The organism is Phenylobacterium sp. RIFCSPHIGHO2_01_FULL_69_31 (genome assembly GCF_001824475.1).
Lineage (GTDB): Bacteria > Pseudomonadota > Alphaproteobacteria > Caulobacterales > Caulobacteraceae > Phenylobacterium.
In genome coordinates this window covers 21,027-47,592 of the sequence record NZ_MHXN01000002.1, presented here as the reverse complement: position 1 = coordinate 47,592, position 26,566 = coordinate 21,027, and the positions used below count along the sequence as shown (strand labels likewise).

Genomic DNA, 26,566 nt, shown 5'->3' with positions numbered 1-26,566 from the left:
GGGCCATGGGCCTGACCACGGCCGACATCAACGCCACCCTTTCGACGGCGCTGGGCGGCAGCTACGTGAACGACTTCATGGACCGCGGCCGGGTGAAGAAGGTCTTCGTCCAGGCGGACGCCCCGTTCCGCATGAAGCCTGAGGACCTGGACCGCTGGTACGTCCGCAACGCGGCCGGCCAGATGGCGCCGTTCTCCGCCTTCGCCTCGAGCCACTGGACCATCGGCTCGCCGCGGCTGGAGCGCTACAACGGCCTGCCGGCGGTCAGCATCCAGGGCGCGCCCGCGCCCGGCCAGAGCTCGGGCCAGGCCATGCAGGCCATGGAGGCCATCGCCGCCAAACTGCCGCCGGGCATCGGCTACGAATGGACCGGCCTGTCGCTGCAGGAGCGGGAGGCGGGCGCCCAGGCGCCGGCGCTCTACGCCCTGTCGATCCTGGTGGTCTTCCTGCTGCTGGCGGCGCTCTACGAGAGCTGGACCATCCCGCTGTCGGTGATCCTGGTGATCCCCCTGGGCATCGTCGGCGCGCTGCTGGCGACCGCGGCGCGCGGCCTGTCCAACGACATCTACTTCCAGGTGGGCCTGCTCACGACCATGGGCCTGGCGGCGAAGAACGCCATCCTGATCGTCGAGTTCGCCAAGGACCGCTTCGAGGCGGGCGCCACCCTGATCGATGCGACGCTGGAGGCGGTTCGCATCCGCCTGCGGCCGATCATCATGACGTCGCTGGCGTTCATGTTCGGCGTGCTGCCGCTGGCGATCTCCAACGGCCCCGGCTCGGGCAGCCAGCACGCCATTGGCACGGGCGTGATCGGCGGCATGCTGTCGGCGGTGATCCTGGGGATCTTCTTCGTCCCGCTCTTCTTCGTGCTGGTGCAGCGCTACCTCGGCCGTAAGGCCGGGCCCGAAACGCCGCCCGCCGCCGTTCCCCATGAGGCTGCTTGAGATGTCCGCCAGATCCCTCGTCCTGGCGCTGATGGCGTCGGCCGCGCTCGGCGGCTGCACCCTGGCGCCGCGCTACGAACGGCCCGTCCTGCCGGTAGGCCAGGCCTGGCCGGTGGCGGCCGGAACCGCCGCCTCGACCGTGCCCGGAGCCGACCTGGCCTGGCGCGAGGTCTTCCAGGACCCGCGCCTGCAGTCGGTGATCGCGCTGGCGCTGGAGAAGAACCGCGACCTGCGGGTGGCGGTGGCCAATATCGCCCAGGCCCGGGCTCAGTACCGTATCCAGCGCGCCGACCTGCTCCCGGCCATCGACGCCGCTGCCGCCGGGACCCGCACCCGCACCCCCGGGTCCGTCTCGCAGACCGGCCGTTCGGACGTCACCGACCAGTACGGCGTCAGCGCCGGCTTCTCGGCCTATGAGCTGGACCTGTTCGGCCGGGTGCGGAGCCTGAGCGCCGCGGCGCTGCAATCCTACCTCGCCACCGAGGAGAACCGACGCACGGTGCAGATCAGCCTGATCGCCGAGACCGCCAGGGCCTACCTCACCTTGGCCGCCGACCAGGACCTACTGGCGATCACGCAGGAGACCCTGGCCAGCCGCGAGGCGGGCCTGGACCTCGCCCGTAAGCGCTTCGAGGCTGGGGCGACGTCGGAGCTCGACCTTCGCCAGGCCCAGACCCTGGCCGAACAGGCCCGCAGCGACGCGGCGACAGCCACCGCCCAGGTGGACCGCGACCGCAACGCCCTGCGCCTCCTGGTCGGCGCCGAAGTCCCGGCCGATCTTCTGCCGCAGGGCGGGCTGACGGAGGTGGGTGTCCTGGCCGACATCTCGCCCGGGCTGCCGTCCGACGTCCTGGCCCGCCGTCCCGACGTCCTGGCCGCCGAACACACCCTGCAGGCCCAGAACGCCAATATCGGCGCCGCGCGGGCGGCCTTCTTCCCGCGCATCAGCCTGACGGGCTCGGCCGGAACGATCAGTCCCGAACTCGGCGACCTGTTCGGCGGCGGTACACGGACCTGGACCTTTGCCCCCCAGGTGGTGCTGCCGATCTTCTCCGGCGGGGCCAACATCGCAGGCCTGCGCAGCGCCGAGGCCTCACGCGACGCCGCGGTCGCCCAGTATGAGAAGGCGGTCCAGACCGCTTTTCGCGAGGTCGCCGACGCGCTCGCGACGCGCGCAACCATCGCCGACCGGGTGTCCGCGCAGGACCGGCTGGTCGAAGCCGCGGCGGCCGCCCAGCGCCTCACCCAGGCCCGCTACGAACGCGGCGTCGACAGTTACCTGTCGCTCCTGGACGCCCAGCGGACGCTCTACGCCGCGCGCCAGACCCAGCTCGCCGCGCAATTGGACCAGGCTGCCAACCGGGTCGAGCTCTATCGGGCGCTGGGCGGCGGCGCGCAGAACGGCGCCCGCCCTTCGGATTGAGGCGCGGGGGACGACCGCAGCCTAGCTAACCCCGTGGGGCAGCGGCTCCCAGCGCAGGCACACGGCCACGCAGCGGCGGGCCAGCAGGTCGCCGGGGTCGATCAGCTCGAGCTTAACGTCCTCGTCCTCCAGCACCAGCGGGACCTCGGTGCAGCCGGCGATCAGCACCTCCGCGCCCAGCTTGCGCAGCTCCTCAGCGTAACCCTTCATCTCGCGCGTCACGTCGTCGCCCAGGTCGCCGGCCTTGATCCGGTAGAGGGTGACCATGAACGCTTCCTGCCGCTCGGGCGGCAGGCCGACGAGGCCCATGCCGCGGGCGGCCAGGTATTCGCGGTAGAGCTTGAGCGCGCCCTTGGTGCCCAGCACCCCGGCCCGGATGGCGCCCGACTGGCTGGCGGCTTCCGCCCCCAGGTCGATCATGTCGATCAGCGGCAGGCCCGAGGCCCGTTGGATCAGATCGGCGTGGGCGTGGGCCGTGTTGCACGGCATCGCCAGCACCTCGGCTCCCGCCCCGTGCAGGGCGCCCGCCATCTCGGCCAGCACATTGCCCGCCCCGGAGCCGGGCACGTTGCGGTCCGGCGCCTTGGGATTGATGTCGACGATGACCCGGATGTGGTCCTGGTCCCGCTCGGCCGGCGTGTAGGCCTGGAGCCGGGCCAGAAACTCCAGCGTCGCGGCCGGCCCCATGCCGCCCAGCACGCCCAGCGTCAGCTGATCGTCGCTCACGACAGCTTCCCCTCCAGCTCGCCCTGGTAGCCGAACAGCCCCTGGGCGCCGCCGGTATGCAGGAAGACCACCGTCTCGCCGTCGAACGCGCCCTTGGCCGACAGCGCCAGCAGCCCCTTCATCGCCTTGCCGGTGTAGACCGGGTCCAAAAGGATCGCGTCGGTGCGGGCGATGGTCTTCAGCGCCTCGATGACCGCGTCGTCGATCAGGCCGTAGCCGGCGCCCACATAGTCGCAGTCCGCCACGACCATGTCGCGCGTCACCCGCTCCTCATGGCCCAGCAGGGCGGCGGTCTCGCGGGCCAGCTTGTAGACATTGGCCTCCTGGGCATCCTTCGGCGCGCGCACGCCGATGCCCAGCACCGGGATGTCGGCCCCCATCACCGCCAGGCCCGCCACCAGGCCCGCGTGGGTGCCGGCGCTGCCGGTGGCGGTGACGATCCGGTCGATCTCCAGCCCCGTCTCGTTGGCCTGGGCCACAAGCTCCAGCGCGCACTCCACATAGCCCAGCGCCCCGATGCTGTTCGAGCCGCCGCCGGGGATGACATAGGGCCGCCCGCCGGCGTCCGACACCTCGGCCGCCACCTCAGCGAGCTTCTGGTTCATGTCGGTCCCGCCGGGCACGCTGCGGATCTTCGCCCCCAGCAGGTGGTCCAGCAGGACGTTGCCAGAGCGGGTGTAGTCCACGGCCGTGGAACCGGTCCGCTCCTCGAGGATGATCTGGCACTTCATGCCGAACTTGGCCGCGGCCGCCGCGGTCTGGCGCACGTGGTTCGACTGGACGGCGCCCTGGGTGACCAGGGTGTCGGCGTCGTTGGCAAGCGCGTCGCCCAGCAGGTATTCCAGCTTGCGGGTCTTGTTGCCGCCGCCGGCTAGGCCGGTGCAGTCGTCGCGCTTGATCCACAGGGCCGGCCCGCCACCGCCCGGCCGAACCAGGTGCTCGGTCAGGCCCGGCAGCGGCTCGAACGGCGTCGGCAGGTGGGCGAAGCGGACGGGATTGAAGCGGGCGAGGTGCATGCCCTCGCTGCTAGACCCTTCACGCTACGGCTTCAACTTCCGCGGCAGGGCGGCCACTTCTTCCGGCGCCAGCCGGGCGATGGAATCCACGGCGCAGAGGCCGCTGCGCGCATGGAGGGTCACGTCCCTCGGCTTGCAGATCACGCCGCCGCGGCTGACCTGGCTCATCCCGATGGGGTCGGACGAGATGGCGCTGGCGAGGCAGCCGTTGGTCATGGTGAAGCGATAGAGCCCGCGGTTCTTGCCGACGGCCTCGACCAGCAGGGTGTTCTTGTCGACTACCGTGTGGTTGCCGACGTCGCGCAGGATCATGCACTGGCCCTCGGGCAGGCCCGCGCCGGAGGCGGGCGGCGGCCCCAGGGGCGAGGGGGTGGCGGCGAAGGCGAGCGTCGCCACGCCGGCAGCGCAGGCGGTCAGGGCGATGGTTGCGAACCTCATGGATGGTCTCCCGGCTGTGGCTACGGCTTCAGTTTGCGGGGCAGGGCGGCGACTTCCTCGGGCGTCATCCTCACGATGGAATCTACGATGCACTGGCTGGGGAAGCCGCCCCTCGAGATGGCGATGTCCATGTCGATGGGCTTGCAGATGATGGGCGAGCCGGGCGGGATCCGGGTCACCAGGGGGTCCGAGGCCACGGCGCCGGCCAGGCAGCCGCCCTTCATGGTCACGCGATAGGTGGCCTTGCCGCCTACGTCGATCAGCAACGTGTCCTTGTCGGCGATGGTGTGCCCCCGGATCTCGCTGGAGCGGATGCACTGGCCGCTGGGCAGGCCGGTCCCGGACGGCGGCCGGGGCGTGGTCAAGGGCGAGGGCTTGGCCGCGATCGCGGCGGTGGATGCAGCGGCGGCGATGGCCGCCAGGGCGATGGTCGCCAGTCTCATTCGGCGTGCTCCTTGGTCTCGTCCCTGGATCAGGATACGCGCGGCGACGCTTCCCGTCTTCGCATTTGACGCTGGCGGGCGTCCGGCAACGCGCTTACCCTGCGGCTATCCTCGGGGGGCCGCGCGCAAGCGGCTGAGAGGTGGGTGAGCCCACGACCCGTCGAACCTGATCCGGGTCATGCCGGCGAAGGGAAGGGCCTTTTCACCCCGACTGACGCCCGTGATCCGTCCGCCTACGGAGTCACATGCGATGAACAAGCTCACCGGCAAGCTGGCCGCTGCCGCCATCCCCACCGGCGAACGCCCCGGCTCGAAGAAGGTCTATCAGCCCGGCTTGCTGTGGCCCGACATCCGCGTGCCGTTCCGCGAGGTGGCGGTCCACCCTTCCGCCAACGAGCCGGCGCTGACCCTCTACGATCCTTCCGGCCCCTACACGGACCCGACCGTCGGCATCGACATCGAGAAGGGCCTGGCCAAGACCCGCGAGCCCTGGGTGGTCAGCCGTGGCGACGTGGAGATCGTCGAGACCCCCCGCGCGGTGAAGCCCGAGGACAACGGCTTCGCCCGGGGCCAGCACCTCGCGCCCGAATTCACCGCGCCCCGCCGCGTCTACCGCGCCAAGGCCGGCGCCAATGTCACCCAGCTCGAGTATGCCCGTCGCGGGATCATTACGCCCGAGATGGAATACGTCGCCATCCGCGAGAACCTGCGCCGCCAGCAGGGCGACGCCTTCATTCGCGACGGCGAGGACTTCGGCGCCGAGATCCCGGACTTATGCACGCCGGAGTTCGTGCGCGACGAGATCGCCCGCGGCCGCGCCATCATCCCGGCCAACATCAATCACACCGAGCTCGAGCCGATGATCATCGGCCGCAACTTCCTGGTGAAGATCAACGCCAACATCGGCAACTCCGCCGTCCTCAGCCACGTCTCCGACGAGGTGGACAAGATGGTCTGGTCGATCCGCTGCGGCGCCGACACGGTCATGGACCTTTCCACCGGCCGCAACATCCACAACATCCGCGACTGGATCGTCCGCAACAGCCCCGTGCCCATCGGCACCGTGCCGATCTACCAGGCGCTGGAAAAGGTGAACGGCGTCGCCGAAGACCTGACCTGGGAGGTCTTCCGCGACACCCTGATCGAACAGGCCGAGCAGGGCGTGGACTACTTCACCATCCACGCCGGCGTGCGCCTGGCCTATGTGCCGCTGACCGCCGGCCGGGTCACGGGCATCGTCAGCCGAGGCGGCTCGATCATGGCCAAATGGTGCCTGGCCCACCACCGCGAGAACTTCCTCTACGAGCACTTCGAAGACATCTGCGAGATTATGAAGGCGTACGACGTGTCGTTCAGCCTGGGCGACGGCCTGCGCCCCGGCTCGATCGCCGACGCCAACGACGCGGCCCAGTTCGGCGAGCTGGAGACCCTGGGCGAGCTCACCCAGATCGCGTGGAAGCACAATGTCCAGGTGATGATCGAAGGCCCCGGCCACGTGCCGATGCACAAGATCAAGGCCAACATGGACAAGCAGCTGAAGACCTGCGGCGAGGCGCCGTTCTACACCCTCGGCCCGCTGACGACGGACGTGGCCCCCGGCTACGACCACATCACCTCCGCCATCGGCGCGGCGATGATCGGGTGGTTCGGCACGGCGATGCTCTGCTACGTCACGCCCAAGGAGCACCTGGGCCTGCCGAACCGCGAGGACGTGAAGGTGGGCGTGATGACCTACAAGCTGGCGGCCCACGCGGCCGACCTGGCCAAAGGGCACCCCGGCGCGCGGATGTGGGACGACGCCATCAGCCGCGCGCGGTTCGAGTTCCGCTGGGAAGACCAGTTCAACCTGGGCATCGATCCCGAGACGGCGCGCGAATACCACGACGAGAGCCTGCCGAAGGAGGCGTTCAAGACCGCCCACTTCTGCTCGATGTGCGGCCCCAAGTTCTGTTCGATGAAGATCAGCCAGGACATCCGCGACGCGGCCCGGGCGCAGAACGACGTGGACACCGGCATGGCGCAGATGGCGCAGAAGTTCCGCGACACCGGGGGCGAGATCCTGGTGCCCGTGGCGCCGGCCGAATAGCCCGCTCGCTATGGCTGGGCGGGACGTGCGGGGTCAGGCCGAAACGGCGGCCCGCGGTCGTCCCGCCCAGCCTTCGCGGTACGCGAACTGAACTGAAGCTAGTCTTCGGCCTCGGCGGTGGCCGTCTTGGGCGGCCAGACGCGGACGGCGACCGCAACGGTCACCGAGCCCAGGATGGCGGCGGCGGCGCCGGCCCACTGGACGGCGTTCATGCCGATGGCGGCGTAGTGGCCGGTCATGGCCCCCGACAGGAATACAAGGCTGGCCGAGCTCCACTCGATCAGGTCCTTCTTGGTGATGTCGAGGCTCATGCGGTCACTCCGGGCAGGCGGTCTTGGCGTCGAACCAGGATCGCCAAGGCTGGATGCCAAAACCTTACCGGCGGGGCGATGCGACACTGTTGCGCAGGCCGCGTCTATTCCGACCTGAGCGCCGGGGCTGGCCGTTTCGAAAGCGCCTGGAAAGACGCCAGCAGGCCGCCCGCGCCAGCGAATGCCGAGGCGCCGGCCAGCAGGGCGGCGACGCCGGCCCAGTCCACGCTCCACTTCGCCTCGAACACGTGCACCACCACCGGCCAGGCCGCGGCATAGCCCAGGCCCACGCCCGCGGCCCCGGCGATCAGGCCGACCAGGCCGTACTCGATGACATAGGCCGCCAGCACCTGCGCCCGCGACGCGCCCAGCACCTTCAGCGTCGCCGCCTCACGGGTCCGCTCCTGCGCCCGGGCCGCGATGGCGCCGGCCAGCACCAGCAGGGCCGCCATGAGGGCCACGGCCGCCGCGCCGCGCACGGCCAGGGCGACCCGGTCGAACATCTCAGTGGCCGCTTCCAGCTGCTCGCGCACCGAGATGACGTTCACCTCCGGGAAGTCGGCGCCCAGGGCGCGGACGATCCGCTGCTCTTCGGCGAGGCTCGCCTTGGCGATGGCCACGTGCCGCGGCGTGGCCCCCTCCAGCGCATTGGGCGTCAGCACGATGGGAAAGCCCGCGCCGAAACTGCCGAAGTCGACCCGGCGGATGGCCGCCACCTTGGCGTCGATCTCCGCGCCCAGCACCGACAGCTTGAGCATGTCGCCGACCTTCAGGTTCCCACCCTCGGCCGGGTCCCGTGACACCGCGACCAGCGGCGGTCCCGCATAGTTCGCCGGCCACCATTCGCCCGCGAAGACGCCCGCATTCGGCGGCTCGGCGCCCAGGGCCGAGAGGCTGACGTCGTTGTCATAGGCCCAGCGCGCGCCGGGCGGGATCTTCTCGATGTCCACCGGCACGCCGCGCACCGCCAGGATGCGGCCGGTGAAGAACGGCGCGCGCAGATAGGTGTCAGGCCCCGGCGTGCGGCCGAACGCCCGGGCGACCTCGGCGTCGAAGGCGGCCGTGCGGTCCCCGGGGATCTCGGTGAAGATCAGCGCCGGCGCGGTCTGCGGCGCCACGATGGAGATCTGGCGCAGCAGGCTGGACTGGATCAGCACCACCGCCGCCAGCAGGGCCACGCCCAGACCGATGGCGGGCGCGGCCGTCCGCGCCGCCGAACGCGGGCCCGCCAGGTTCGCCAGGGCGATCCGCACCGCGCCGCGCGTGCCGCCACGCAGCCGCCCGGCCAGCTTCGCCGCGCCCCAGCCGAAGGCCCATAGCACCCCGAACGCGGCGGCGACGCCCGCGATCATGATGCTGGCCGCCAGCGGCGTCGGCGCAGTGACGATGGCCAGGGCGCCCAGGCCCAGGGCCGCCAGGAGGGCGCCCACCAGCTCCGGCCCGAACGTCAGGCGGCCCGACAGGTCGCTGCGGAACAGGCTGGCCGGCGGCGTGCTCCGGGCCCGGGCCAGCGGCGCCAGCGAGAAGGCCGCCGCCGACAGCAGCCCAAAGGCCGCCGCCCGCGCCAGCGGCCAGGGATAGACCGCGAACAGCGCCGGGACGGGCAGCTCGTCCCGGACGAGGGCGCCGAGAAGCAGGGGCGTGACCGCCCCGACGACGAGGCCGATGGCGATGCCGGCCAGGGCCAGGAGCCCGATCTGCGCCAGATAGACGTTGCGGATCAGGCCGCTCTCGGCGCCCAGCGCCTTGAGGGTGGCGATGGCTGGCTTGCGCCCGTCCACGTAGGCGCTGACCGCGCCGAACACCCCCAGGCCTCCGGCCACGAGGGACGCAAGTCCGATGAAGCCCAGGAAGTATTCCAGCTGGTCGATGATCCGGCTGACGCCCGGCGCGGCGTCGTTGCGGTCACGGATGCGGAAGAACCCGCGCATGCTCTTGCGCACGTCGGCCTTGGCCGCCTCCAGCGACAGGTCCGGCCGCAGCGAGATCCGCACCGTCTCGCCGAAGGGCAGGCCGGGCTGCAGGAACCCGCCCTGTTCCAGCGCCCCGGTCCGCGTCAGGACCCGCGGGCCCAGCGAGAATCCACGCGACAGCCGATCGGGCTCCTCCTCCAGCACTGCCCCCACCCGCATCGGCACATTGCCGGCCAGGAAGCGGTCGCCGACCTTGAGGTTCAGGCGGTCCAGCAGGGCCTGCTCCACCGCCGCGCCCCAGACGCCGTCCCGCGTGGCCAGGGCGGCGGCCAGCGATGGCGCGCCCTTGATCTTCACCTCGCCGGCGAGCGGATAGGCCGCATCGACCCCGCGCAGCTCCACCAGACGCCGCTCGCCGCCCGGCGCCTCGGCCATCGCCTGCGACGCGGCCGCATAGGTCGTGCGGCCCAGCCGGTCCAGCCAACCGCGCTCGACCGGGGTGAACCGGCGCTGGCTGGCCGAGACCGCCATGTCGCCGCCCAGGATCTCGCGCGCCTCGGTCGCCAGGCCCCGCCGGAACGCCTCGGCCGTGGAACTCGCCGCGGCGATGGCGGCGACGCCCAGGGCGAGGCACGCCAGGAAGATGCGGAAGCCCTTGACCCCGCTCCGAAGCTCACGCGCGGCGAACCGCAGCCAAAGGGGGATCATGCTGCCTCGACCGGCCGGCCGTCGCGCAGGGTGACCACGCGCTGGGCCCGGGCCGCCAGGCCAGGGTCATGGGTCACCAGCAGCAGCGCCGCGCCGGTGTGCTCCACCAGCTCGAACAGCAGGTCGGCCACATGGCGGGCGTTGTTGGAATCGAGGTTGCCGGTCGGCTCGTCGGCGAACAGCAGGGCCGGGGAGGGGGCGAGCGCCCGCGCCAGGGCCACGCGCTGCTGCTCCCCGCCCGAGAGCTGGTGCGGATAGTGCCGGGCCCGGGCCGCCAGCCCAACCCGATCCAGCCAAGTGCGGGCCTGGTCCATGGCCCCCGGCCGGCGGGCGATCTCCAGCGGCGCGGCCACGTTCTCCTCCGCTGTCATGTTCGGCAGCAGGTGGAAGGACTGGAAGACCAGGCTCACCCGTCCGCGCCGCAGTTTGGCGCGGCCGTCTTCGTCCAGCTTCCCCAGGTCGCGGCCGAAAAGGCTGACCTTGCCGGCGCTGGGCCGCTCCAGCCCGGCGGCCACGGCGATCAGCGACGACTTGCCCGAGCCCGATGGCCCCACCAGCGCCACACGTTCGCCCTCGGCCAGGGTTAGATCGAGGTTCCGCAGGATCTCCACGGGTCCAGCCGCGGACGGCAAGGTCAGGCCCACGTCCTCGAGGACCAGCGGCGGTGTGTCGTTCAAGCGGAACCTCAGACGTTGAGCAGCGTACCGTTTCTCTTACATAGGACGTTCATGGCCGAGCCAAGACCCACTCGACGCGCGCTTTTCGCCTTGCCGCTGATTGCGGTGGCCGCACCGGCCGTCGCCGCGCCCCCCAGGGTCGTGACGGTGCTGGGCGATTCCATCACCGCCGGCTTCGGACTGCCCGCCGCCCAGGCGGTGCCGGCCCAGCTCCAGCTTGCGCTCCGCAAGCTGGGCCTCGCGGTCCAGGTCCGCGCGGCGGGGGTCAGCGGCGACACCACCGCCGGCGGCCTCGCCCGGGTGGACTTCAGCGTCCGCAAGGACACCGACCTCGCCGTCGTCGCCCTGGGCGCCAACGACCTCCTGCAGGGCCAGGATCCCAAGCGCACGCGCGCCAATCTCGACGGCATCATCCGCAAGCTGAAGGCCCGCCGCATCGGTGTCGTCCTCACCGGCATTTCGGCGCCCATCGAGATCGGAGGCGGCTACGCGCGCGACTTCAACGCCATCTTCCCGGGCCTCGCGCGCACCCATGGCGTGCCGCTCTACCCCAACCTCCTGGATGGCGTGGCGCGGCGCCCCGCCCTGAACCAGCCCGACGGCATCCACCCCAACGCCCGCGGCGCCCAGATCATCGCCGCCCGCCTCGCCCCGGTGGTCGCCAAGGCCCTGGCCGCCAAGGGCTAACCGACCGACTGGCGCACCGTGCGGCTGAGGTCGTCGATGCTCACCGGCTTGCGCAGCACCACGGCGTCCGCGATCTCGTCCAGGGCCAGCGAGTCGGCATAGCCGCTGCAGAACACGATCGGCAGGTGCGGGTGGCGCGCCCGCATCCGGTGGGCCACCTCGGCGCCGGTCATGCCCGGCATGGCGTAGTCCAGCACGACCGCGTCGGGCGGGCTTGCGTCCACCATGGCCAGGCCCGAAGCGCCGTCCGGCGCGCCGCGCACGGCATAGCCCTCGCTGTGCAGGCCGTCGCACAGGATCTGCCGCACCTGGTCGTCGTCGTCGATCACTACCACGCTGAGGTTGCGTCCGGGCGCCGGGGTCGCCTGCGAAGGCTGCGGGGCGGCCTCGACGCCGGGCGGCGCCGTCCGGGGCAAGGTGATCCGCACGCTCGTCCCTCGACCGGGCGCGCTGTCGATCTCACAGGTCCCGCCGCACTGTCGCGCGAAGGCCGCCACCTGCGCCAGGCCCAGGCCGGAGCCCTGGTGGGTCTTGGTGGTGAAGAAGGGCTCGGTCGCCCGGGCCAGCACCTCGGGCGTCATCCCGGCGCCGGCATCGCGCACCTCGATGCACACCGACGCTGCTTCGGCCCATGTGCTGAGACGCACCACTCCGCCGTCCGGCATGGCGTCCCGTGCGTTCACCACCAGGTTCAGGACCGCCAGCTCCAGCTGCGTGGGGTCGGACCGCGACCACGCCGGGCCGGCGCGCAGGTCGGCTAGGAGCTGGACGTCGGCGTCCAGGGCGTGGCGCATCAGGCTGTCGCTCTGGGCCAAGGTCTCGTCCACCGCCACCGGCCGCAGGGTCAGCCGCTGGGTCCGCGAGAAGGCCAGGAGGTGGGCCACCACCTTGGCGCCCCGCTGGGCCGCGTCCAGGGCCGTGTCCACGTACCGCCGCCGTGGCTCGCCTTCCTCAATCGTTCGCTGGAGAAGTTCGAGGTAGCCGATGATCGGCGTCAGCAGGTTGTTGAAGTCGTGCGCCACGCCGCCGGTCAGCCGGCCGATCGCCTCGACCTTCTGCACCTGCACCAGCGCCTGTTCGGCCCGCAGCCGCTCGGCCACCTGGTGGTCGACCTCGGCCAGGGCCCGTTCCAGTTCGGCTGTCCGCGCGCGCAGGCCCCGCTCCAGCTCGGCGTTCTGGCGGCGCAGCTCGCGCACGGTCAGCGCCCGCTTGATCGCCGGCAGTAGGGTCGAGAGCTTCAGCGGCTTCAGCACATAGTCCTGCGCGCCGTCGCGCATGGCCGCCACCGCCGAGCCGATGCTGCCCTCGCCGGTCATGATCACCGCCGCCAGGTCGGGGTCGCGCGCCTGCAGCTCGCGCATGAGAGCCAGGCCGTCGATGCCCGGCATCATCAGGTCGGTCAGCAGCAGGTCGAACGCCCCGGGCGAGAAGGCCTCTAACGCGGCGCCTGGATCGACGAAGCCGGCGATCTCGTAGCCCTGGCCGCCCAGGGTCGCCTCCAGCGCCTGCAGGTTTGCCGCCTCGTCGTCGACGATCAGCAGGCGGGCCCGGCCGCCGTCGGGGCTCTCCGCGCCGCTCACTCGGCCGCCTTCCGCGCCTGCCGGGCCAGGGCTGCCCGCACCTCGCGCAGTTTCGGCGGCTTGCTCAGCACGAGGTCGATGTTCGGGATGCCCTCCACGCCGGACAGCATCCCCTGGCCCCAGCCGGTCAGCAGGATCACCGGCGTCTCCGGCGAGGCGGCCTTCACCGCGGCGGCCACCTGCCGGCCGTTCACGTAAGGCATGCCCAGGTCGGTGATCACCGCGTCGAACGGGTGGCCGTCCTGCCCGCGGGCGAAACTGTCGATGCCTTCCTGGCCGGCATTGGCCGGGGTGATCTGGTGGCCGTCGTTGCTCAGGGCGTCGCTCAAGGCCTTCAGCAGGACAGGGTCGTCGTCCACCAGCAAGAGGCGCATGGGCGGCGGCGTCTCCAGCTCGGCCGGACCGCCCCTGGCGTTGCGGGTGGCCGCGGGGAAGATCAGCGAGAACATGGTCCCCGCGCCCGGCGTGGACCGGATGTCCACCTCGGCGCCGTGCCGCTGCGCCACCCCATAGACCATGGCCAGCCCCAGGCCCGTGCCGCGTTCGCCCTTAGTCGTGAAGAACGGCTCCATGCAGCGCCGGCGGGCTTCGTCGTCCATGCCGACGCCGGTGTCGACGATGTCGATCCGCACCCAGCCGGGCTCGTCCGCGACGCTGGTGCGCACGGTCAGCGTCCCGCCCTCGGGCATGGCGTCGATGGCGTTGAACACCAGGTTGGTCAGGGCCTCGCGGATCTCGCTCTCGGCGCCCAGCACCAGGGGCAGGCCCTGGGCCAGGTCGGTCTCCACCCGCACCATGGCGCCGCGATGCATGGTCATGTCGGCCCAGCGCGGCCGCGTCAGGTCCAGCACCTGCCGCGCCAGTTCGTTGAGCTGCAGCGGCGCCCCCGGGAGCTGCGGCTCGCGCTGGCGGTAGAACTCGCGCATCCGCCCGATCGTGTGGCCCACGTCCTCCACCGCCCGCCGGATCACCTCCAGCTGGCTGCGCGCCGCCGGGCTCAGGCCCTTCTCGGTTTCCAGCATCGCCTCGGTGTAGAGCGCCACGGGCGACAGGGCGTTGTTTATGTCGTGGGCGATGCCGCTGGCCATCTGGCCCAGGGCGCGCAGCCGGTCCTGCTGCATCACCACCTGTTGCGACTGGCGCAGGTCGTCGTAGGCCCGCTGCAGGGCGCCGTACAGCTGGGCCTGATGCGCCGCCAGCGCCACATGCTCGCTGAGCTGGCGCAGGAACTCGCAGTCCTCGCTCTGGAAGCTGTCCGGCTCCAGCCGTCCGGCGAGGAAGCAGCCGAAGACCTTGCTCTCCACCTGCAGCGGCGCGGCCACCAGCGCATGGATCCCCGCCAGCGACAGCTGCGCCTGCAGCGGGAACGGCATGCTGGAGATGTCAGGCTCGTAGGTGAGCTCGCCTTCGATGCAGCGGGTCAGGGCGCTTTCGCCCACCGGAAAGGCCATCGGCTCGGGGGCGGCCAGCGACAGCCCCAGTTCCCGCGACTTGGCCCCGACCGAGACCACGGTCAGGATCCGGGTCGGCTCGTCGTATTCGCACAGGCAGGCGAAATCGACGGGCAGCTGCTGCTCGACGCTGCGCACCGCCACCTGGAAGATGCTCTCCAGGTCCTGGCGATCGCCGATGGCGCGGGTGATCTGATGCAGCAGGTTCAGCCGCTCCAGCTGGGCGCGCGCCTTGGCGTCCGCCCGCTGGCGCTCGGCCGCCTCGCGGTCCAGGCGCTCCTGCGCCGAGGCCAGCTCGCGGGCGCGCACCTCCACCTCGCGCGCCAGCGTTGCCTCGGCGGCGAAGCGCTCCCGCATGTCCTCGGCGATGGTCCGCACGACCCACAGCAGGATGACGAGATAGCCGGCGATCTTGCCCAGGTGGGCGATCATGCTCGGGCTGTCCGCCGGGGCCGCGGAATACAGCATCGCCACGTGCCCCAACGCCATCACGGCGGCGCCCCAGGCGGTCGGCCCGGCGATCCGGTGCCGGCCGCGAAGCCGCCAGGCCCAGACCGCCGCCGCCATCCACAGCAGCGGGACGCCGATCAGCGAGGGCCGGGTGAACCCCAGCGCGGTGGGCTCCACATAAGGGGATATGTTGCGGAAGAGGACGAACAGCCCCGCGCTGGCCAGGCCGGCGAGCGCGAGGAAGACCGCCACGTTCCCTTGGCCGCGCTGGAGCCGCCAAAGCGCGCCGCAGACGGTCAGGGGCAGCAGATAGGCCGACGGGGACCAGGTGGTGGGCCGCAGGTAGGCGCGCGCCTCCGTCACCCAGGCCAGCGGCCCCGCCCAGTCGATGCTGACGACGACGTGCAGCATTTCCAGCGCGAAGGTCAGGCCGAAGCCGATCGACAGCCAGCGCACGAAGGGGCTGTCGGTTTGCTGCGCCATGTCCCACAGCAGCAGCGCCAGAATGCCGGAGAGGACGGTCACGCTGGCGTCGAGGATCGTGTGAAGCTCGTAGAAATCGGAACGTCCGGCGCTGAGCGTGACCGCGCCAGCGCCGAACGCCAGCAGCACGGCTAGCGACGCCCGCGGCAATCCCCATGCGCCAGTGAACGCGGCCATGTCCGACCCCTCGACGCTCACAACGACCCTGAAGGGCCGCGCCGCCTCGATACAATCAGGCGGTGTGGAAACGACTCCTAACCCAATGGATAAGCTGCGCAACCCCGCTAAGGTTGCGCTGGACGCCACCCGCGGCGCTCACGTCGCGCGAAACCGCAACGGCATGGCGCGCGGACCCGAGATGAAGTTCGACGCCAGCCACTCCACCGGTGCGGCCAGCTCGAAGGCCGTCATCCGGGTCAGCACCTCGCGCAGCATGGCGTCGATCTCGATCCGGGCGATGTGCTGGCCCAGGCACCCGTGCGGTCCGGTGCCGAAGGCGATGTGCGGATTCTCGGGTCGGCTCAGGTCCAAGACATCGGGGCGGTCGAACACCGCCGGGTCGCGGTTGGCGGCGCCGAAGTACATGACGACCTTGTCGCCCTCGCGGATCTGCTGGCCGGCCAGTTCGGCGTCGCGCCGGGCCGTGCGGCGCATGTAGATCACCGGGCTGGTCCAGCGTAGCAGTTCCTCGCGCGCGGTCGGCAGCCGCCCTTCCAGGTCCGCCATCAGCCAGGCGTACTGGTCCGGATGCTCCATCAGGGCGAGCAGCCCGCCGGACAGCAGGTTGCGGGTCGTGTCCCCGCCCGCGTCCACCAGCAGCAGGAAGAACAGCAGGAACTCCATGTCCTCCAGCTTCCGGCCGTCGACTTCGCAGGCCAGCAGCCGTGAGGCGAGGTCGTCGCCGGGGCGGGCCCGCTTCTCGGCCATCACCTTCGAGCCGTACTCGAACATCTTCATCACCGCCTGGCCGCCGGCGCCGGGCGGCAGCGCCTCGGGGGCGGTGTGGATGATCTCGGTCAGCTTGTAGAGCTCGCGGCCGTCCTCCAGCGGCAGGCCCATCAGCTCGGCGATGACGAACGACGGCATCTCGCCCGCGACGTCGTTCACGAAATCGCACTCGCCCTTGTCGATCACGGCATCGACGATCTGCTTGGCCAAGGCCTGGATCCGCGCCTGCCGCAGCCGCGCGGACGGCTCGGTGAACTCCGAGCGGATCAGCTTGCGGAACGCCGTGTGCTCCGGCGGATCCATCATCAGCATCATCTTGTACGGCCCAAACCCGCCAGCTTCGGCGAGGGGGTCGCTGATCATGATCGTCGGCTCCGACGAATAGGTCTGGAAATCGCGGTCCACCGCCCAGACGTCGGCGTGCCGGGTCACCGCCCAGAAGCCCTTACCACCCGGCTCTTCGTGCCACCGCACGGGCGCGTTCTCGCGCAGCCAGTCGTACTGCCCATGCGGCTGTCCGCCGGCAAAACTGGCCGGCGACAGGAGGTCGATCTTCATGGCCCGGCGTCCTCCCACGGTTTTCCGCAGAGGACGCCCCCTTCCCGCGGGTCAGGCAAGCGTGGCTAGAAGACCTCGACCCAGCTGTCGGAGCCCGCGTACGAGCTGGCCTTGCCGTTGCAGAACAGCCCCGGGCGCTCGGCCTTGGACTGCGCCTTCTTCAGCTCCCACTTGAGCTGTTTGCAGGGCCAGCCGTTGACCGGCTCCTCGCTCACCACGGTGATCGAGCCGGTGGACGCCGAGCCCTTCCAGGTGATGGCCTCGCCCAGCGCCAGGCCCCCGACCTTCTTCTCCCAGGCGCCGTAGGATCCATCCAGGCGGATGAAGTGCCGCACCCAGGCGTCGTAGCTGTAGCCGCCCTCGCAGTCGTTGCATGAGACCTTGCTGAACTCGACGAAGGCCTTCTTCTGCGCCTCCAGCTCGGCCGAGAAGTCGAGGTCCGAGGGGTACTTCACAGACCGGGCGCCGACGTTGACCGGCCACGGCGCCGGGCCCGACGTCTGGGCTGCCGTTGCGGTTTCGGCGTCCTGCGCCGGCTGCGCGTCGGCCTGTCCTGGGGCCTCGCCCTCCGCGCTTGCCGCCGGCTGCTGCGGCTGGGCGGCGTTCTGGATCGCGGCGGCCGCAGCCTGACGGGCCAGGTTCTTCAGGAAGCCGCTCTGCGCGGCGGCCGGGCCGGCCAGGGCCAGCGACAGGCCGGCGGCGGCGAGGGCGGCAAAAATCGATTTCGACATGCACACTCCAGGTTTGCAGGCCGTGCGGAAGGCTGATCCGCCGCTCCCGCGCCAGCGCCTTGCGGCAAACGCGGCTCCAGTCGCGACGAGTGCTGGCGCTGAGGGGACGAAACCGTCTGGCAGCGGCCGCGCGCGTGCCCCCCCCCCGGCCAGTTCCGCGCGTACCTGCGCCGGGACCGAATGGGCCGCCCGCTGTGCCCAGCTACCCAATTTGGGGGGCGCGCCGGGGACTTTACCGAATGTTTCGATCTGGCTGGGAAATTCCCATCCGATTCCCACAGTTGGGAAGCAATGGAAGAGCCCCGAGCGCGCGCGCCGATGAGCCTGGCCGAAATGTCCCTTGCGAACCTCGGCTCGCGCATCGACCTCAGGAAGGCGTCGATCCTGCTGGTCGAGCCGAACAACCAGGCGATGGACGTGCTGACGTCGATCTTCCTGGGCTTCGGCGCGACCCATTGCCTGAAGGCCTCGTCGTTCGAAGAAGCCCAGCAAGTCGCCCACAGCGCCCCGCTCGACCTCATCGCCTGCGAGGCCACGCTGCAGCCCGAACAGCCCGACGGCTACGAGTTCGTCCACTGGCTCCGCCGTTCCAACCTCGAGCCCAACGCCTTCGCCCCGGTGATCCTGATTTCGTCCCACACCAGCAACCGCAACGTCTCGCGGGCCCGCGACTGCGGCGCCCACTTCATGATCACCAAGCCGCTGGCCCCCACGGTGCTGCTGCAGCGCATCCTTTGGATCGCCCAGAACAACCGCACCTTCGTCGAGTGCGCCTCGTACAAGGGCCCCGACCGCCGCTTCCAGAATCTCGGCCCGCCCGACGGCGTGGGCCGCCGCCACAACGATCTCTCCGCCGAACTCGGGGATGCGGTGGAACGCAACATGGACCAGGACGAGATCGACAGCCTGCTCAGCCCCAAGAAGGTCGTCCGATGAGCTCGGTCAGCTACATCCGCCGCCCGAACCGCCTGGGCAAGCTCATCTCCACCCCCGGCGGGCGCAAGCTGGCCGAGGCCGTGGCGCAGGCCGAGGCCAATATCGAATCCATGCGCCCGGGCATGCTGGCCGAGGTGGACGGGGCCCTGGACCGGCTGCGCCAGGCCGCCGCCCGCCAGGACGCGGCCGCCCACGCCGATGTCTACGCCTGCGCCAGCGCCATCGTGGGTTTCGCGGGCCTGTGCCATCTCAAACGCCTGGGTGAGGTGGCCTACAATCTCTGCGAACTCTCGGACCGCTACATCGAGGCCGGCGCCTGGAACACCGCCGCCATCGCCGCGCACATCCAGACCATGGGCGTGCTGCGCATGGCCAACCTGCCCGAGGATTCGCCGGAGGCCGAAGCGGTGATGGAGGGTCTCAAGACCCTGGTCCGCCGAGCCGAGGAAAAGGCCGCGGCCGAAGCGTCCCAGGGCTAGAGATTCGTTCCTAAAGCCCCTTGCTGGGGTTGATCAGGTACTTCTCGCCGGTGGTCTTCTTGTTGTAGGCGGCGATCACGTCCGGCTGCAGCGCCTCGGCCAGCGAGATCTCGGCCGTGTAGTGGCTGGCGAAGGTGGTCTTGAGCTCGTCCGCGACCCGCTTGCGCAGCCGCGCCACGCCCTCCGCGCCCAGCTTGCCCAGGAACGGCGTCAGCAGCCAGCCGCCGACCGCCCACGACAGGCCGTAGTTGCGCGCCAGTTCCGACGGTCGCGGGTCGAGCGAGCCGTAGATATAGACCTGCTTGAACACGCTGGAGCCGTAGCGGCTGTAGGCGCCGCCGCGCGAATTGGCAGCCGCCTCCATGCCCGACAGGATCTGGCTGGCCAGCTTGCCCCCGCCGATGGCGTCGAAGGCGATGGTGGCCCCCGTCGCGATCAGCGCCGCGGTCAGGTCGTCCTGGAAGGTGGGCGAGGTCGAATCCACGACATACTTCGCGCCGATGTCCGTCAGGATCTTCGCCTGCTCGGCGCTGCGGACGATGTTGACCAGATCGATGCCGTCCTTCAGGCAGATCTTGTTCAGCATCTGCCCCAGGTTCGAGGCCGCGGCGGTGTGGACCAGGGCGGTGTGCCCCTCGGCGCGCATGGTCTCGGTCATGCCCAGCGCGGTCAGCGGGTTCACGAAGCAGGAGGCGCCATCGGCCGCCGTGGCGCCCTCGGGCAGCACCAGCACGTCGGCGGCCTTCGCCGTCCGGTACTGGGCGTACATGGCCCCGCCCAGCAGGGCGACCGTCTTGCCGATCAGGGCCTGGGCGGCCGGGTCGGGCCCGGCGGCGATCACCACGCCCGCCCCCTCGTTGCCCACCGGCATGGACTCGTCGATCCGCGCGGCCATGGCCTTCAGGAACTTCTCCGGCACCTGGGCCTTCGTCACCCCGCCCGCGCTCTTCAGCGTCGACAGGTCGGCCGGTCCCAGCAGCAGGCCGAGGTCCGAGGGGTTCAGCGGCGAGGCCTCTACCCGCACCAGCACCTCGTCGCCGGCGGGCGGTGCGACCGGGGTATCCACCAGGCTCAGTTCCAGCTCGCCGCTGCTCTTGATGATGGACCGCAACTGCAGCCCCTTGTCCGGCACGCCGGCCATGGTCGCCTCCCTTTGGCTTTACATTGTCAGGGCAGCGACATGGAGGCTCGGCCGCGCTTCGCCAAGGCCTGAAAAGCAAGAAGGCGGGGCTTTCGGGCCGCCCCAGGGCTACAAAGCAAGAAGGCGGCTCTTTCGAGCCGCCTCTGCCGCTTCTTGTGATCCGCACGGGATCCGAAGATCCCGGAAGCGCTGCGGGGGCCCCACGCCCCGGCGGCTGGAGAGACCGGCCGCCGTTGCGAAAGGTCTTCCTCCAACCACGGCCCGGCGACAAGTCCCCCGTGCGCCTCCGCCGCATTTCGCCGACCGCCTGTGGCGGCGTCGACACGCCCCGAAATGGTCTTATTCCCGACCAGAGCCGGACACAGGCCGCCCGTTTATTGGATACGTCGGCTGGCCCGCTTCCGGTCCGGATCCTGAACAGCCCCCCCAGCCCCCCTGATCGGGCGCTTGGTCAGCCGACGACCCTCCCCACATTCCAGGCAAAGTCGCGCAGTTGGCCGGGCGGCCTTCAGCGGACCGCCATCACCTCGACCTCGGCCTCGCCCAGGGCGACCGCATCGCCGACGCCCTTGCCCAGCAGGGCCCGAGCCAGCGGCGCCACATAGCTGATGCGCCCCTGCGCCGGGTCGGCTTCGTCCTCGCCCACGATGCGGAAGGTCTGCCGCCGGCCGTCGTCGCGCTCGATCTCCACGGTGCGGCCGAACTGCACTGTGTTGGCCTCGAGCTCGGGTTCGGTCAGTTGCGCGCTCGCCCGCCGCGCCGACCAGTAGCGCAGATCGCGCGTCGCCCGCGCCATGGCGGTTCGGTCCGCCGCCACGCCGCCCTCGGCCTGGGCTTGGGAATAGGCCGCCCGCGCTGCCGCCAACTCCGCCTCGATGGCGGCCAGTCCGCTGGCGGTGACCAGGTTCGGGTGCGCCGAGATCGGCCGGTCCGGCAGGTCCGCCGCCTGCGCCTCGTAGTCTTCCTCACGGGTGAATGCGACCGCCATGACCCAGTCTAGGCCGCCCTGGCCGCCGCGGCCAGCTTGCCCGCGACGCCGCGTCTTCGCGGCGCTAGGTTCCTCCACCGATACGGAGGACTCACATGGCCGGTCTCAAGGACAAGCGCGGCTTCATCGACAAGGACCGCCTGGACCTCTCGGAGCGGAAGGCCGTCGAGTACTGGATGAAGCGCTGGGGCGTCACCCAGGATCAGATCGTCTCCGCCCACCGCAAGGTCGGCCGCCTGACCAAAGACATCGCGGCCGAACTCGGGAAGAAGCGCTAGCTACTTCTTCGGCGCAGCCTGCTCGGGCTTGGCCGCGTCCATGTGGGCCGAGCACTTTTCGTGCATCTTCTTCATCTCGGCCTCGGTGGGCGGCGTGGCGCGCGGCGCGTGACCTAGCTTGTCGGCCGAATGGTCGTGCGCGGGCCGGCCCTGCATCTTGCCGCCCATCATGGCCTTGCAGTGCTCGTGCATCTGCGCCGGCGTCATCTTGTCCATGTCCATGTCCATGGGCTTGTCGCCGGCGGGGTGGTGGTGCGCGGTGTGATCCTGGGCGAGCGCCGGACCGGCCAGCAGGGCGGCGGCGGCCAGGGTGGTGAGCAGAAGTTTCATGGGGAAGCGTCCTTATGATCCGCTGTCGGATCGGCGTCGGACACTGGCGCCGATCGCCGGCCGGCGCCTTGATGGTCATCAAGCGCAAAGGCCCCGGCGTCGCCGCCGGGGCCCAGCGTGTCGCTCCGATCTCGTGGTCTAGGCGAGCGCGAGGGCGCTCCGGCGGCGGCGGAGCAGGGCGCCCGTGCCGCCAAAGCCCATGATCATCAGCGCCCAGGCGCCCGGCTCGGGAACCACGCCGGCGGCGAAGGTCGCCGTTCCGGCATAGACGGCTTCCGAACCGCCGAAGCCGGTGATCGTCAGCACCTGCGGCCCACCGGCCACGACCGGCAGCGGACCATCCGAACCCAGCACCGTGTTGCCGCCGTCGCCCGTCGGCGTGTTGGTGAACGCCAGGTCCACGCCGTTGAAGGTGAACGACGAGACGGTCAGCGAGCTGTTCGCCAGGAAGCCGATCGAGCTCAGGGTGAAGCCGACGATGCCGTCCGGAAGTTCGAAGCTGAACGTGTTGGTGAAGGCCCCGGTGGCGTCGTCGTAGACGTGGGTCGAGGTGGTCTCGCCCGGGATGGTCTCGGCGCCTGGAATGCCCAGGCCGTCGTTGCCGAAGGCGACCGAGATGCCGCCGACCGGCGTGGTCGTCCAGGGTTCCACGAAGGTCGCGGCCGATGCGCCGCCGGCAGCCGCGGCGAGGCTCAGCGCCGCCGCAGCGCTCACAAAAAAGTTAGTACGCACAGACATTTAAGGCCCCTTTACAGCCAGAAGAGCATGACGGCTCTCAGTGCCGACATGCAGCCCGGGACCAGAACCGGGAAAGGCTCGCAATGTTCCCGGCGGCGTCAAAAAAATGCGGCGGCCCTGTGGCGAAACCGCCGCGGAACCGCCGCATTTGCCTCAAATGTAAAAACCCCCGATCCAGTTGGACCGGGGGTTTCAAGTCGCTCGCGGCCGCGCCGGTGCAGCCACTCAGGTGGCCCGGCCGCGGCGGCTCGGCTCCGTTACTTCGACGGGCTGGTGTCCGGCGTGTTGGCCGTGGTGGCGCCGCCATCGGCGTTGCCGGCCTGCTGCTCGACGGCGTCCGCCTGAGCGTTGAGGGCCTTTTCCTGCGCTTCGTTCGGCGTCGCGGCGGCTTGCGACTCCAGCGAGTCGGCCGTGGCTTCGGCTTGTTTGTCGGCGGGGCTGCTGCAAGCGGCGAGGCTGGCGGCGGCACAGGCGGCGAGGGCCGCGGTCAGGATGCGCATCGAGAAAGTCTCCATTTGTTAGTACCCCGAGACAGCTTGAGCGCACGGAACGCGATTTGGTTTCGTTGGCCGCCCGTTTCTCGGCCGTGGCCGTCTAGGCGCTGGCCGCGAAAACGTCGTACCAACCGCTCCAAACACCACCCCTCGGACCTGTCATGCGCCTGATCGCCGCCGCCGCCTCCGCACTCTTCGTCGCCGCCTGCGCTACCGCCGCCCCGCCCGCGAAGCCCGTCGCCTACACCGGCACGCCGCAGGAACAGTGGGAGCAGGGGCAGAAGGCGTACGAGGCCTGGTCCAAGGCCCGTCCCGGCTGGATCGTCACGCCCTCGGGGCTGCAGGCCCATCGCGTCAAGGCGGCCAAGGCGTCCGCGCCCCGTCCGGTTCCCACCGACACGGTGACGATCCACTACGTGGGCCGCTTCATCGACGGCCGCGTGTTCGACAGTTCCCGCGCCCGCGGCGAGCCGGCGACCTTCCCGCTGCCGCGCCTGATCCAGGGCTGGCAGGAAGGCGTGCCGATGATGCGCGTGGGCGAAACCTGGGAATTCGTCATCCCCGGCCCCATCGCCTACGGCGACCGCCACCGCGAACCGATCCCCGCCAACAGCACCCTGCTGTTCGAGATCGAACTCCTCGGCATCGGGGGTGAATAGTCAGGCTCCGCCGGCCGTCACCAGGAAGCCCTCGTAGCCCTTGGCCGCCACCTCGGCGCACTTCTCGCGATAGGCCGGGAAGCCGCCGATGTAGGGCATGAAGACCCGGGGCTTTCCGGGCACGTTGGCGCCCAGGTACCAGGAGTTGGCCTGCGGATAGAGCGTCAGGTCGGCCACCTCGTTCACGTGCGCAACCCAGGCCTCCTGCGCCGCCTCGCTGGCCTCGATGGCGTCGGCCTGCCGCTCGCCCATCCAGGCGATGCAGTCCGAGATCCATTCCACGTGCTGCTCGATGGACACCGCCATGTTGGACAGCACCGAGGGGCTGCCCGGCCCGGTCACGATGAACAGGTTGGGGAAGCCGGCCACCATCAGGCCCAGGTAGCTCTTCGGTCCCTCTGCCCAGCGGTCCCTCAGCGCCGCGCCGCCCTTGCCGCGGATGTCGATCTTCGAGAGCGCGCCGGTCATGGCGTCGAACCCGATGGCGTAGACGATTGCGTCGAAGCGTTCCTCGCCCGCCGTGGTCCGCACGCCGGCCGGGGTGATGGCCTCGATCGGCGTCTCGATCAGGTCGACCAGCGAGACGTTGGGCCGGTTGAAGGTCTGGTAGTAGCCGGTGTCGACGCAGATCCGCTTCGACCCGATGGGATAGGTCTTGGGGATCAGCTTCTCGGCGGTGGCCGGGTCCTCGACCAGGCTGCGGATCTTGTCCGCGACGAACGCCACGGCCGTATCGTTGGCCGCCTTGTCGAAGATCAGGTCGCTGTAGGCGCCCAGCAGGCAGAACCCGCCGTGGGCCCAGCGGGCTTCGAAGGCGGCGGCGCGCTCCTCAGGCGAGACCGCCAGGGCGGTCTCTTCCGCTTGCCGTACCGCCCGGATGGCGAAGCCGGCGTCCCGCGCCTCCTGCCGGTACTGCGCCCGGTTGGCGGCCCAGTCGGCGGCGACGGCGGGGTCCGTCGGCCCGTTGTGCGCCGGGACGCTGAAGTTCGGCGTCCGCTGGTAGACAGTCAGGTGCGCCGCCTGCGCCGCGATCTGCGGGATCGCCTGGATGGCGGATGAGCCGGTTCCGATCACCGCCACCCGCTTCCCGGTGAAGTCGACGCCGCCATCCGGCCACCGGTGGGTGTGGTAGCTGGCGCCCGCGAAGCTGTCCGCGCCCGGCATGTCCGGCTCCTTGGCCACGGACAGGCAGCCGGTGGCCATGACCACGTGCCGGGCCGTCACCCGCTCGCCGCGGTCGGTGGTCACCATCCAGCGCCGGGCCGCCTCAGCGTAGTGGGCGGCGGTGACCCGGGTCTCGAGCTGGATGTCGGGACGCAGGTCAAAGCGGTCGGCCACGTGGTTCAGATAGGCCAGCAACTCCGGCTGTGCGGCGTAGCGCTCGCTCCACGTCCATTCCGCGTCCAACTCCGGCGAGAACGAGTAGCAGTACTCCTGACTCTCGATATCGACCCGCGCGCCAGGATAACGGTTCCAGTACCAGGTGCCGCCCACGCTGGGTCCCGCCTCGAAGACCCGGGCCGAGAGGCCCAGCTCCCGCAAACGGTGCAGCATGTAGAGCCCGGAGAAGCCTGCGCCCACGATCGCAACATCGTAGGCGCCGCCTTGCGCGCCGTCGGCCATCGTCTTCCTCCCGCGGTCTTCTTTTGCGGACAGGATACCGGAGTTCCGCGGGGAGAGGGAAATGCAGAAGGGCGCAGCCTCTCAGCTGCGCCCTTCCCCAACGGTCGAGGTCGCCGCTTACTGCGGCGGGGACTCGGTCGGCGGCGTGGCCTCCGGCGTGGTGGTCGGCTCCGGCGCCGCCGTGGGCGGCGTCTGCGGGATGGCCGCCGGCGCCTCGCCGGCGGGCGGCAGGGTCACCAGGGGCGGATTCACCTGCGTCGGCGCCGTCGCGCCCGGGCTCACGCTCGAATAGGGCTGCGGACCATCGGGTAGGGCGGCGGTGGTGCTCGCGTTGACGCCTTCAGAGCCGGCGCTCGGCGCCGTGGCGGCCGGGCGGGCGCGGCCGGTGCGAACCGGGGCAGACGTGCGCGGCGTCTCGGCGGCGCGGGGCTCGGCCGCGGGCGGCGGCGCGACCGGCGGCGGGACAGCCGTGTTCATCGCCATCTGCGCCGGCGGATCGGTCGGCGTCAGCGGGGCGGCGGCGACCTGGCTGGTGGTCGAGCCGGGGGTCAGCTCCGGGACGCCGTCGGCGGTGTCGCGGCTCATGTACCAGCCGGTCGCGCCCAGGGCGCCCAGCGCCACCACGCCGGCCGCGATCGCCGCGGGGGCGACGCCATTGGACTTGGCCACACGGGTGGACCGCGACGTGCTGCGGCCGACGCCGATGGGCGCCACGAGGCCCGTGTCAGCCTCCCGCTCGCGGATCGGCTCGCTCGCCAGAGTCGAGGGCGTCGTGGTGTTCATCGTCGCATATTCCGAGCGCACGTAGTCCCGGTCGGACAGAGGGCGGTCCATCGAGGCGCGGTCCACGGGCGAGTCCAGGATCATCGGCTCCTCGTCGTCCCGCTCGGCGGCGAAGCTGCGCGGCTCGGGCGCCACGGGCGTGGCGGCGGCGGGAGCGGCTGCCCGGCGGGCCCCGAAACCCTTGCGCTTGCGGCTGCGTTCCCACACCGGCTGGGCGACGAACATCACGCCTTCCTGGTCGGTGATCGGCTTGTCGGACTCGCGTCCGTTGAAGTCCATCGACATTTCGTCCCTCCAAGGATGTGTCGGAGGTAACAAACGCTGTTATTGCGGTCAGGTTCCATGGAAAGCTATGCCGTGGGGAAGTCATGCTTTCAAGGTTGCCATCTATACATGCGACAACTTGACGAATTCTCGACCTGATCTCGCCAATCCGTCGCCACATTCAGAGCGCGCCCGCGGCGCCGCGACCGTTGACCCGGGCCCTGGCGTTCGGCGGCGCTTGACCGGTCCTACCGGCGCTCGCCAAGGTCCGGGGGACTGG

The 26,566-nt window shown here is 70.7% G+C and carries 26 protein-coding genes and 1 riboswitch; of the genes, 8 read left to right on the top strand and 18 right to left on the bottom strand.

Translation table 11 applies throughout. The annotated features are described in order from the left end of the window. Both A2790_RS00270 and A2790_RS00265 read left to right on the top strand, forming a co-directional pair. The coding region (locus A2790_RS00270) for an efflux RND transporter permease subunit (protein WP_293386708.1) at window positions 1–944 on the top strand (944 nt) is incomplete at its 5' end. A 1-nt stretch (window position 945) separates the two neighbouring features. Continuing rightward, window positions 946–2,367: an efflux transporter outer membrane subunit gene (locus A2790_RS00265; protein ID WP_293386707.1), complete on the top strand. Its 1,422-nt coding sequence runs from the start codon at window positions 946–948 to the stop codon at window positions 2,365–2,367. 21 nt (window positions 2,368–2,388) lie between these two features. Here A2790_RS00265 and A2790_RS00260 read toward each other — a convergent pair whose 3' ends face one another. The 4 genes from A2790_RS00260 to A2790_RS00245 are packed head-to-tail and all read right to left on the bottom strand — an operon-like array spanning window position 2,389 to window position 4,990. Continuing rightward, window positions 2,389–3,093 carry an amino acid racemase gene (locus A2790_RS00260; protein ID WP_293386706.1) on the bottom strand — a complete coding sequence of 235 codons (705 nt, stop codon included), beginning with the start codon at window positions 3,091–3,093 and terminating at the stop codon, window positions 2,389–2,391. After that, window positions 3,090–4,109, bottom strand: a complete 1,020-nt coding sequence (locus tag A2790_RS00255; protein ID WP_293386705.1) for a D-cysteine desulfhydrase — start codon at window positions 4,107–4,109, stop codon at window positions 3,090–3,092. The genes A2790_RS00260 and A2790_RS00255 overlap by 4 nt, the downstream gene beginning before the upstream one ends. A 24-nt stretch (window positions 4,110–4,133) precedes the next feature. Further along, window positions 4,134–4,547, bottom strand: coding sequence for a hypothetical protein (locus A2790_RS00250; protein WP_293386704.1), 414 nt, complete (start codon window positions 4,545–4,547; stop codon window positions 4,134–4,136). 20 nt (window positions 4,548–4,567) lie between these two features. After that, window positions 4,568–4,990, bottom strand: coding sequence for a hypothetical protein (locus A2790_RS00245; protein WP_293386703.1), 423 nt, complete (start codon window positions 4,988–4,990; stop codon window positions 4,568–4,570). A gap of 102 nt (window positions 4,991–5,092) precedes the next feature. Then, a riboswitch (TPP riboswitch) is annotated at window positions 5,093–5,200 on the top strand. Window positions 5,201–5,240: 40 nt separating this feature from the next. Between A2790_RS00245 and thiC the strand changes: the two genes are divergently transcribed. Beyond that, the gene (thiC, locus tag A2790_RS00240) at window positions 5,241–7,076 is read left to right on the top strand and encodes a phosphomethylpyrimidine synthase ThiC (RefSeq protein WP_293386702.1); all 1,836 of its coding nucleotides are present in this window, start codon (window positions 5,241–5,243) and stop codon (window positions 7,074–7,076) included. 98 nt (window positions 7,077–7,174) lie between these two features. Here the strand turns inward: thiC and A2790_RS00235 are convergent, their stop codons facing one another. The 3 genes from A2790_RS00235 to A2790_RS00225 all read right to left on the bottom strand — a co-directional run bounded on the left by A2790_RS00235 (window position 7,175) and on the right by A2790_RS00225 (window position 10,685). Beyond that, entirely contained in the window at window positions 7,175–7,387 is a 213-nt protein-coding gene (locus A2790_RS00235; protein ID WP_293386701.1) for a hypothetical protein, read from the bottom strand. Window positions 7,388–7,491: 104 nt separating this feature from the next. Continuing rightward, entirely contained in the window at window positions 7,492–10,008 is a 2,517-nt protein-coding gene (locus tag A2790_RS00230; protein ID WP_293386700.1) for an FtsX-like permease family protein, read from the bottom strand. Further along, window positions 10,005–10,685 carry an ATP-binding cassette domain-containing protein gene (locus A2790_RS00225; protein WP_293386699.1) on the bottom strand — a complete coding sequence of 227 codons (681 nt, stop codon included), beginning with the start codon at window positions 10,683–10,685 and terminating at the stop codon, window positions 10,005–10,007. The genes A2790_RS00230 and A2790_RS00225 overlap by 4 nt, the downstream gene beginning before the upstream one ends. 51 nt (window positions 10,686–10,736) lie before the next feature. Here A2790_RS00225 and A2790_RS00220 point away from each other — a divergent pair, with 51 nt between their 5' ends. Further along, a complete protein-coding gene (locus A2790_RS00220) occupies window positions 10,737–11,372 on the top strand; it encodes an arylesterase (RefSeq protein ID WP_293386698.1) in 636 nt (211 codons plus the stop codon). Here the strand turns inward: A2790_RS00220 and A2790_RS00215 are convergent. From A2790_RS00215 to A2790_RS00200, 4 genes are all read right to left on the bottom strand, one after another. Beyond that, window positions 11,369–12,952: a response regulator gene (locus tag A2790_RS00215; RefSeq protein ID WP_293386697.1), complete on the bottom strand. Its 1,584-nt coding sequence runs from the start codon at window positions 12,950–12,952 to the stop codon at window positions 11,369–11,371. The two genes, A2790_RS00220 and A2790_RS00215, sit on opposite strands and share 4 nt — an antisense overlap. After that, window positions 12,949–15,513 carry an ATP-binding protein gene (locus A2790_RS00210; RefSeq protein ID WP_293386696.1) on the bottom strand — a complete coding sequence of 855 codons (2,565 nt, stop codon included), beginning with the start codon at window positions 15,511–15,513 and terminating at the stop codon, window positions 12,949–12,951. The genes A2790_RS00215 and A2790_RS00210 overlap by 4 nt, the downstream gene beginning before the upstream one ends. 138 nt (window positions 15,514–15,651) lie before the next feature. Then, complete coding sequence (locus A2790_RS00205) at window positions 15,652–16,842, bottom strand: cytochrome P450 (protein ID WP_293386695.1); 1,191 nt, start codon at window positions 16,840–16,842, stop codon at window positions 15,652–15,654. A 65-nt stretch (window positions 16,843–16,907) separates the two neighbouring features. Then, window positions 16,908–17,573, bottom strand: coding sequence for a hypothetical protein (locus A2790_RS00200; RefSeq protein WP_293386694.1), 666 nt, complete (start codon window positions 17,571–17,573; stop codon window positions 16,908–16,910). A 291-nt stretch (window positions 17,574–17,864) separates the two neighbouring features. Here A2790_RS00200 and A2790_RS00195 point away from each other — a divergent pair, with 291 nt between their 5' ends. After that, entirely contained in the window at window positions 17,865–18,509 is a 645-nt protein-coding gene (locus tag A2790_RS00195; protein ID WP_293386693.1) for a response regulator, read from the top strand. Further along, window positions 18,506–18,988 carry a hypothetical protein gene (locus tag A2790_RS00190; protein ID WP_293386692.1) on the top strand — a complete coding sequence of 161 codons (483 nt, stop codon included), beginning with the start codon at window positions 18,506–18,508 and terminating at the stop codon, window positions 18,986–18,988. The genes A2790_RS00195 and A2790_RS00190 overlap by 4 nt, the downstream gene beginning before the upstream one ends. Before the next feature lie 10 nt (window positions 18,989–18,998). On the opposite strand, the gene A2790_RS00185 is transcribed toward A2790_RS00190, so the two are convergent. Both A2790_RS00185 and greA read right to left on the bottom strand, forming a co-directional pair. Then, window positions 18,999–20,129, bottom strand: coding sequence for a zinc-binding dehydrogenase (locus A2790_RS00185; RefSeq protein WP_293386691.1), 1,131 nt, complete (start codon window positions 20,127–20,129; stop codon window positions 18,999–19,001). A gap of 508 nt (window positions 20,130–20,637) precedes the next feature. Further along, window positions 20,638–21,117: a transcription elongation factor GreA gene (gene greA, locus A2790_RS00180; RefSeq protein ID WP_293386690.1), complete on the bottom strand. Its 480-nt coding sequence runs from the start codon at window positions 21,115–21,117 to the stop codon at window positions 20,638–20,640. 95 nt (window positions 21,118–21,212) lie between these two features. On the opposite strand from greA, the gene A2790_RS00175 reads away from it, so the two are divergent. Further along, window positions 21,213–21,395, top strand: coding sequence for a DUF3606 domain-containing protein (locus tag A2790_RS00175; RefSeq protein ID WP_068878707.1), 183 nt, complete (start codon window positions 21,213–21,215; stop codon window positions 21,393–21,395). On the opposite strand, the gene A2790_RS00170 is transcribed toward A2790_RS00175, so the two are convergent. The 3 genes from A2790_RS00170 to A2790_RS00160 form a co-directional block, all read right to left on the bottom strand. Continuing rightward, window positions 21,396–21,725: a hypothetical protein gene (locus A2790_RS00170; RefSeq protein WP_293386689.1), complete on the bottom strand. Its 330-nt coding sequence runs from the start codon at window positions 21,723–21,725 to the stop codon at window positions 21,396–21,398. A gap of 138 nt (window positions 21,726–21,863) precedes the next feature. Next, a complete protein-coding gene (locus tag A2790_RS00165; RefSeq protein ID WP_293386688.1) occupies window positions 21,864–22,463 on the bottom strand; it encodes an FxDxF family PEP-CTERM protein in 600 nt (199 codons plus the stop codon). A gap of 257 nt (window positions 22,464–22,720) precedes the next feature. Next, on the bottom strand, window positions 22,721–22,963 hold the full coding sequence (locus A2790_RS00160; RefSeq protein WP_293386687.1) for a hypothetical protein: 243 nt from the start codon (window positions 22,961–22,963) through the stop codon (window positions 22,721–22,723). 155 nt (window positions 22,964–23,118) lie between these two features. On the opposite strand from A2790_RS00160, the gene A2790_RS00155 reads away from it, so the two are divergent. Next, entirely contained in the window at window positions 23,119–23,616 is a 498-nt protein-coding gene (locus A2790_RS00155; protein ID WP_293386686.1) for an FKBP-type peptidyl-prolyl cis-trans isomerase, read from the top strand. Here the strand turns inward: A2790_RS00155 and A2790_RS00150 are convergent, their stop codons facing one another. Next, window positions 23,617–25,239 (bottom strand): NAD(P)/FAD-dependent oxidoreductase, encoded by a 1,623-nt coding sequence (locus tag A2790_RS00150; protein ID WP_293386685.1) that lies wholly within the window; start codon window positions 25,237–25,239, stop codon window positions 23,617–23,619. It lies immediately after the preceding gene. Between the two features lie 117 nt (window positions 25,240–25,356). After that, window positions 25,357–26,307: a hypothetical protein gene (locus A2790_RS00145; protein ID WP_293386684.1), complete on the bottom strand. Its 951-nt coding sequence runs from the start codon at window positions 26,305–26,307 to the stop codon at window positions 25,357–25,359. Between the last annotated feature and the right edge of the window lie 259 nt (window positions 26,308–26,566).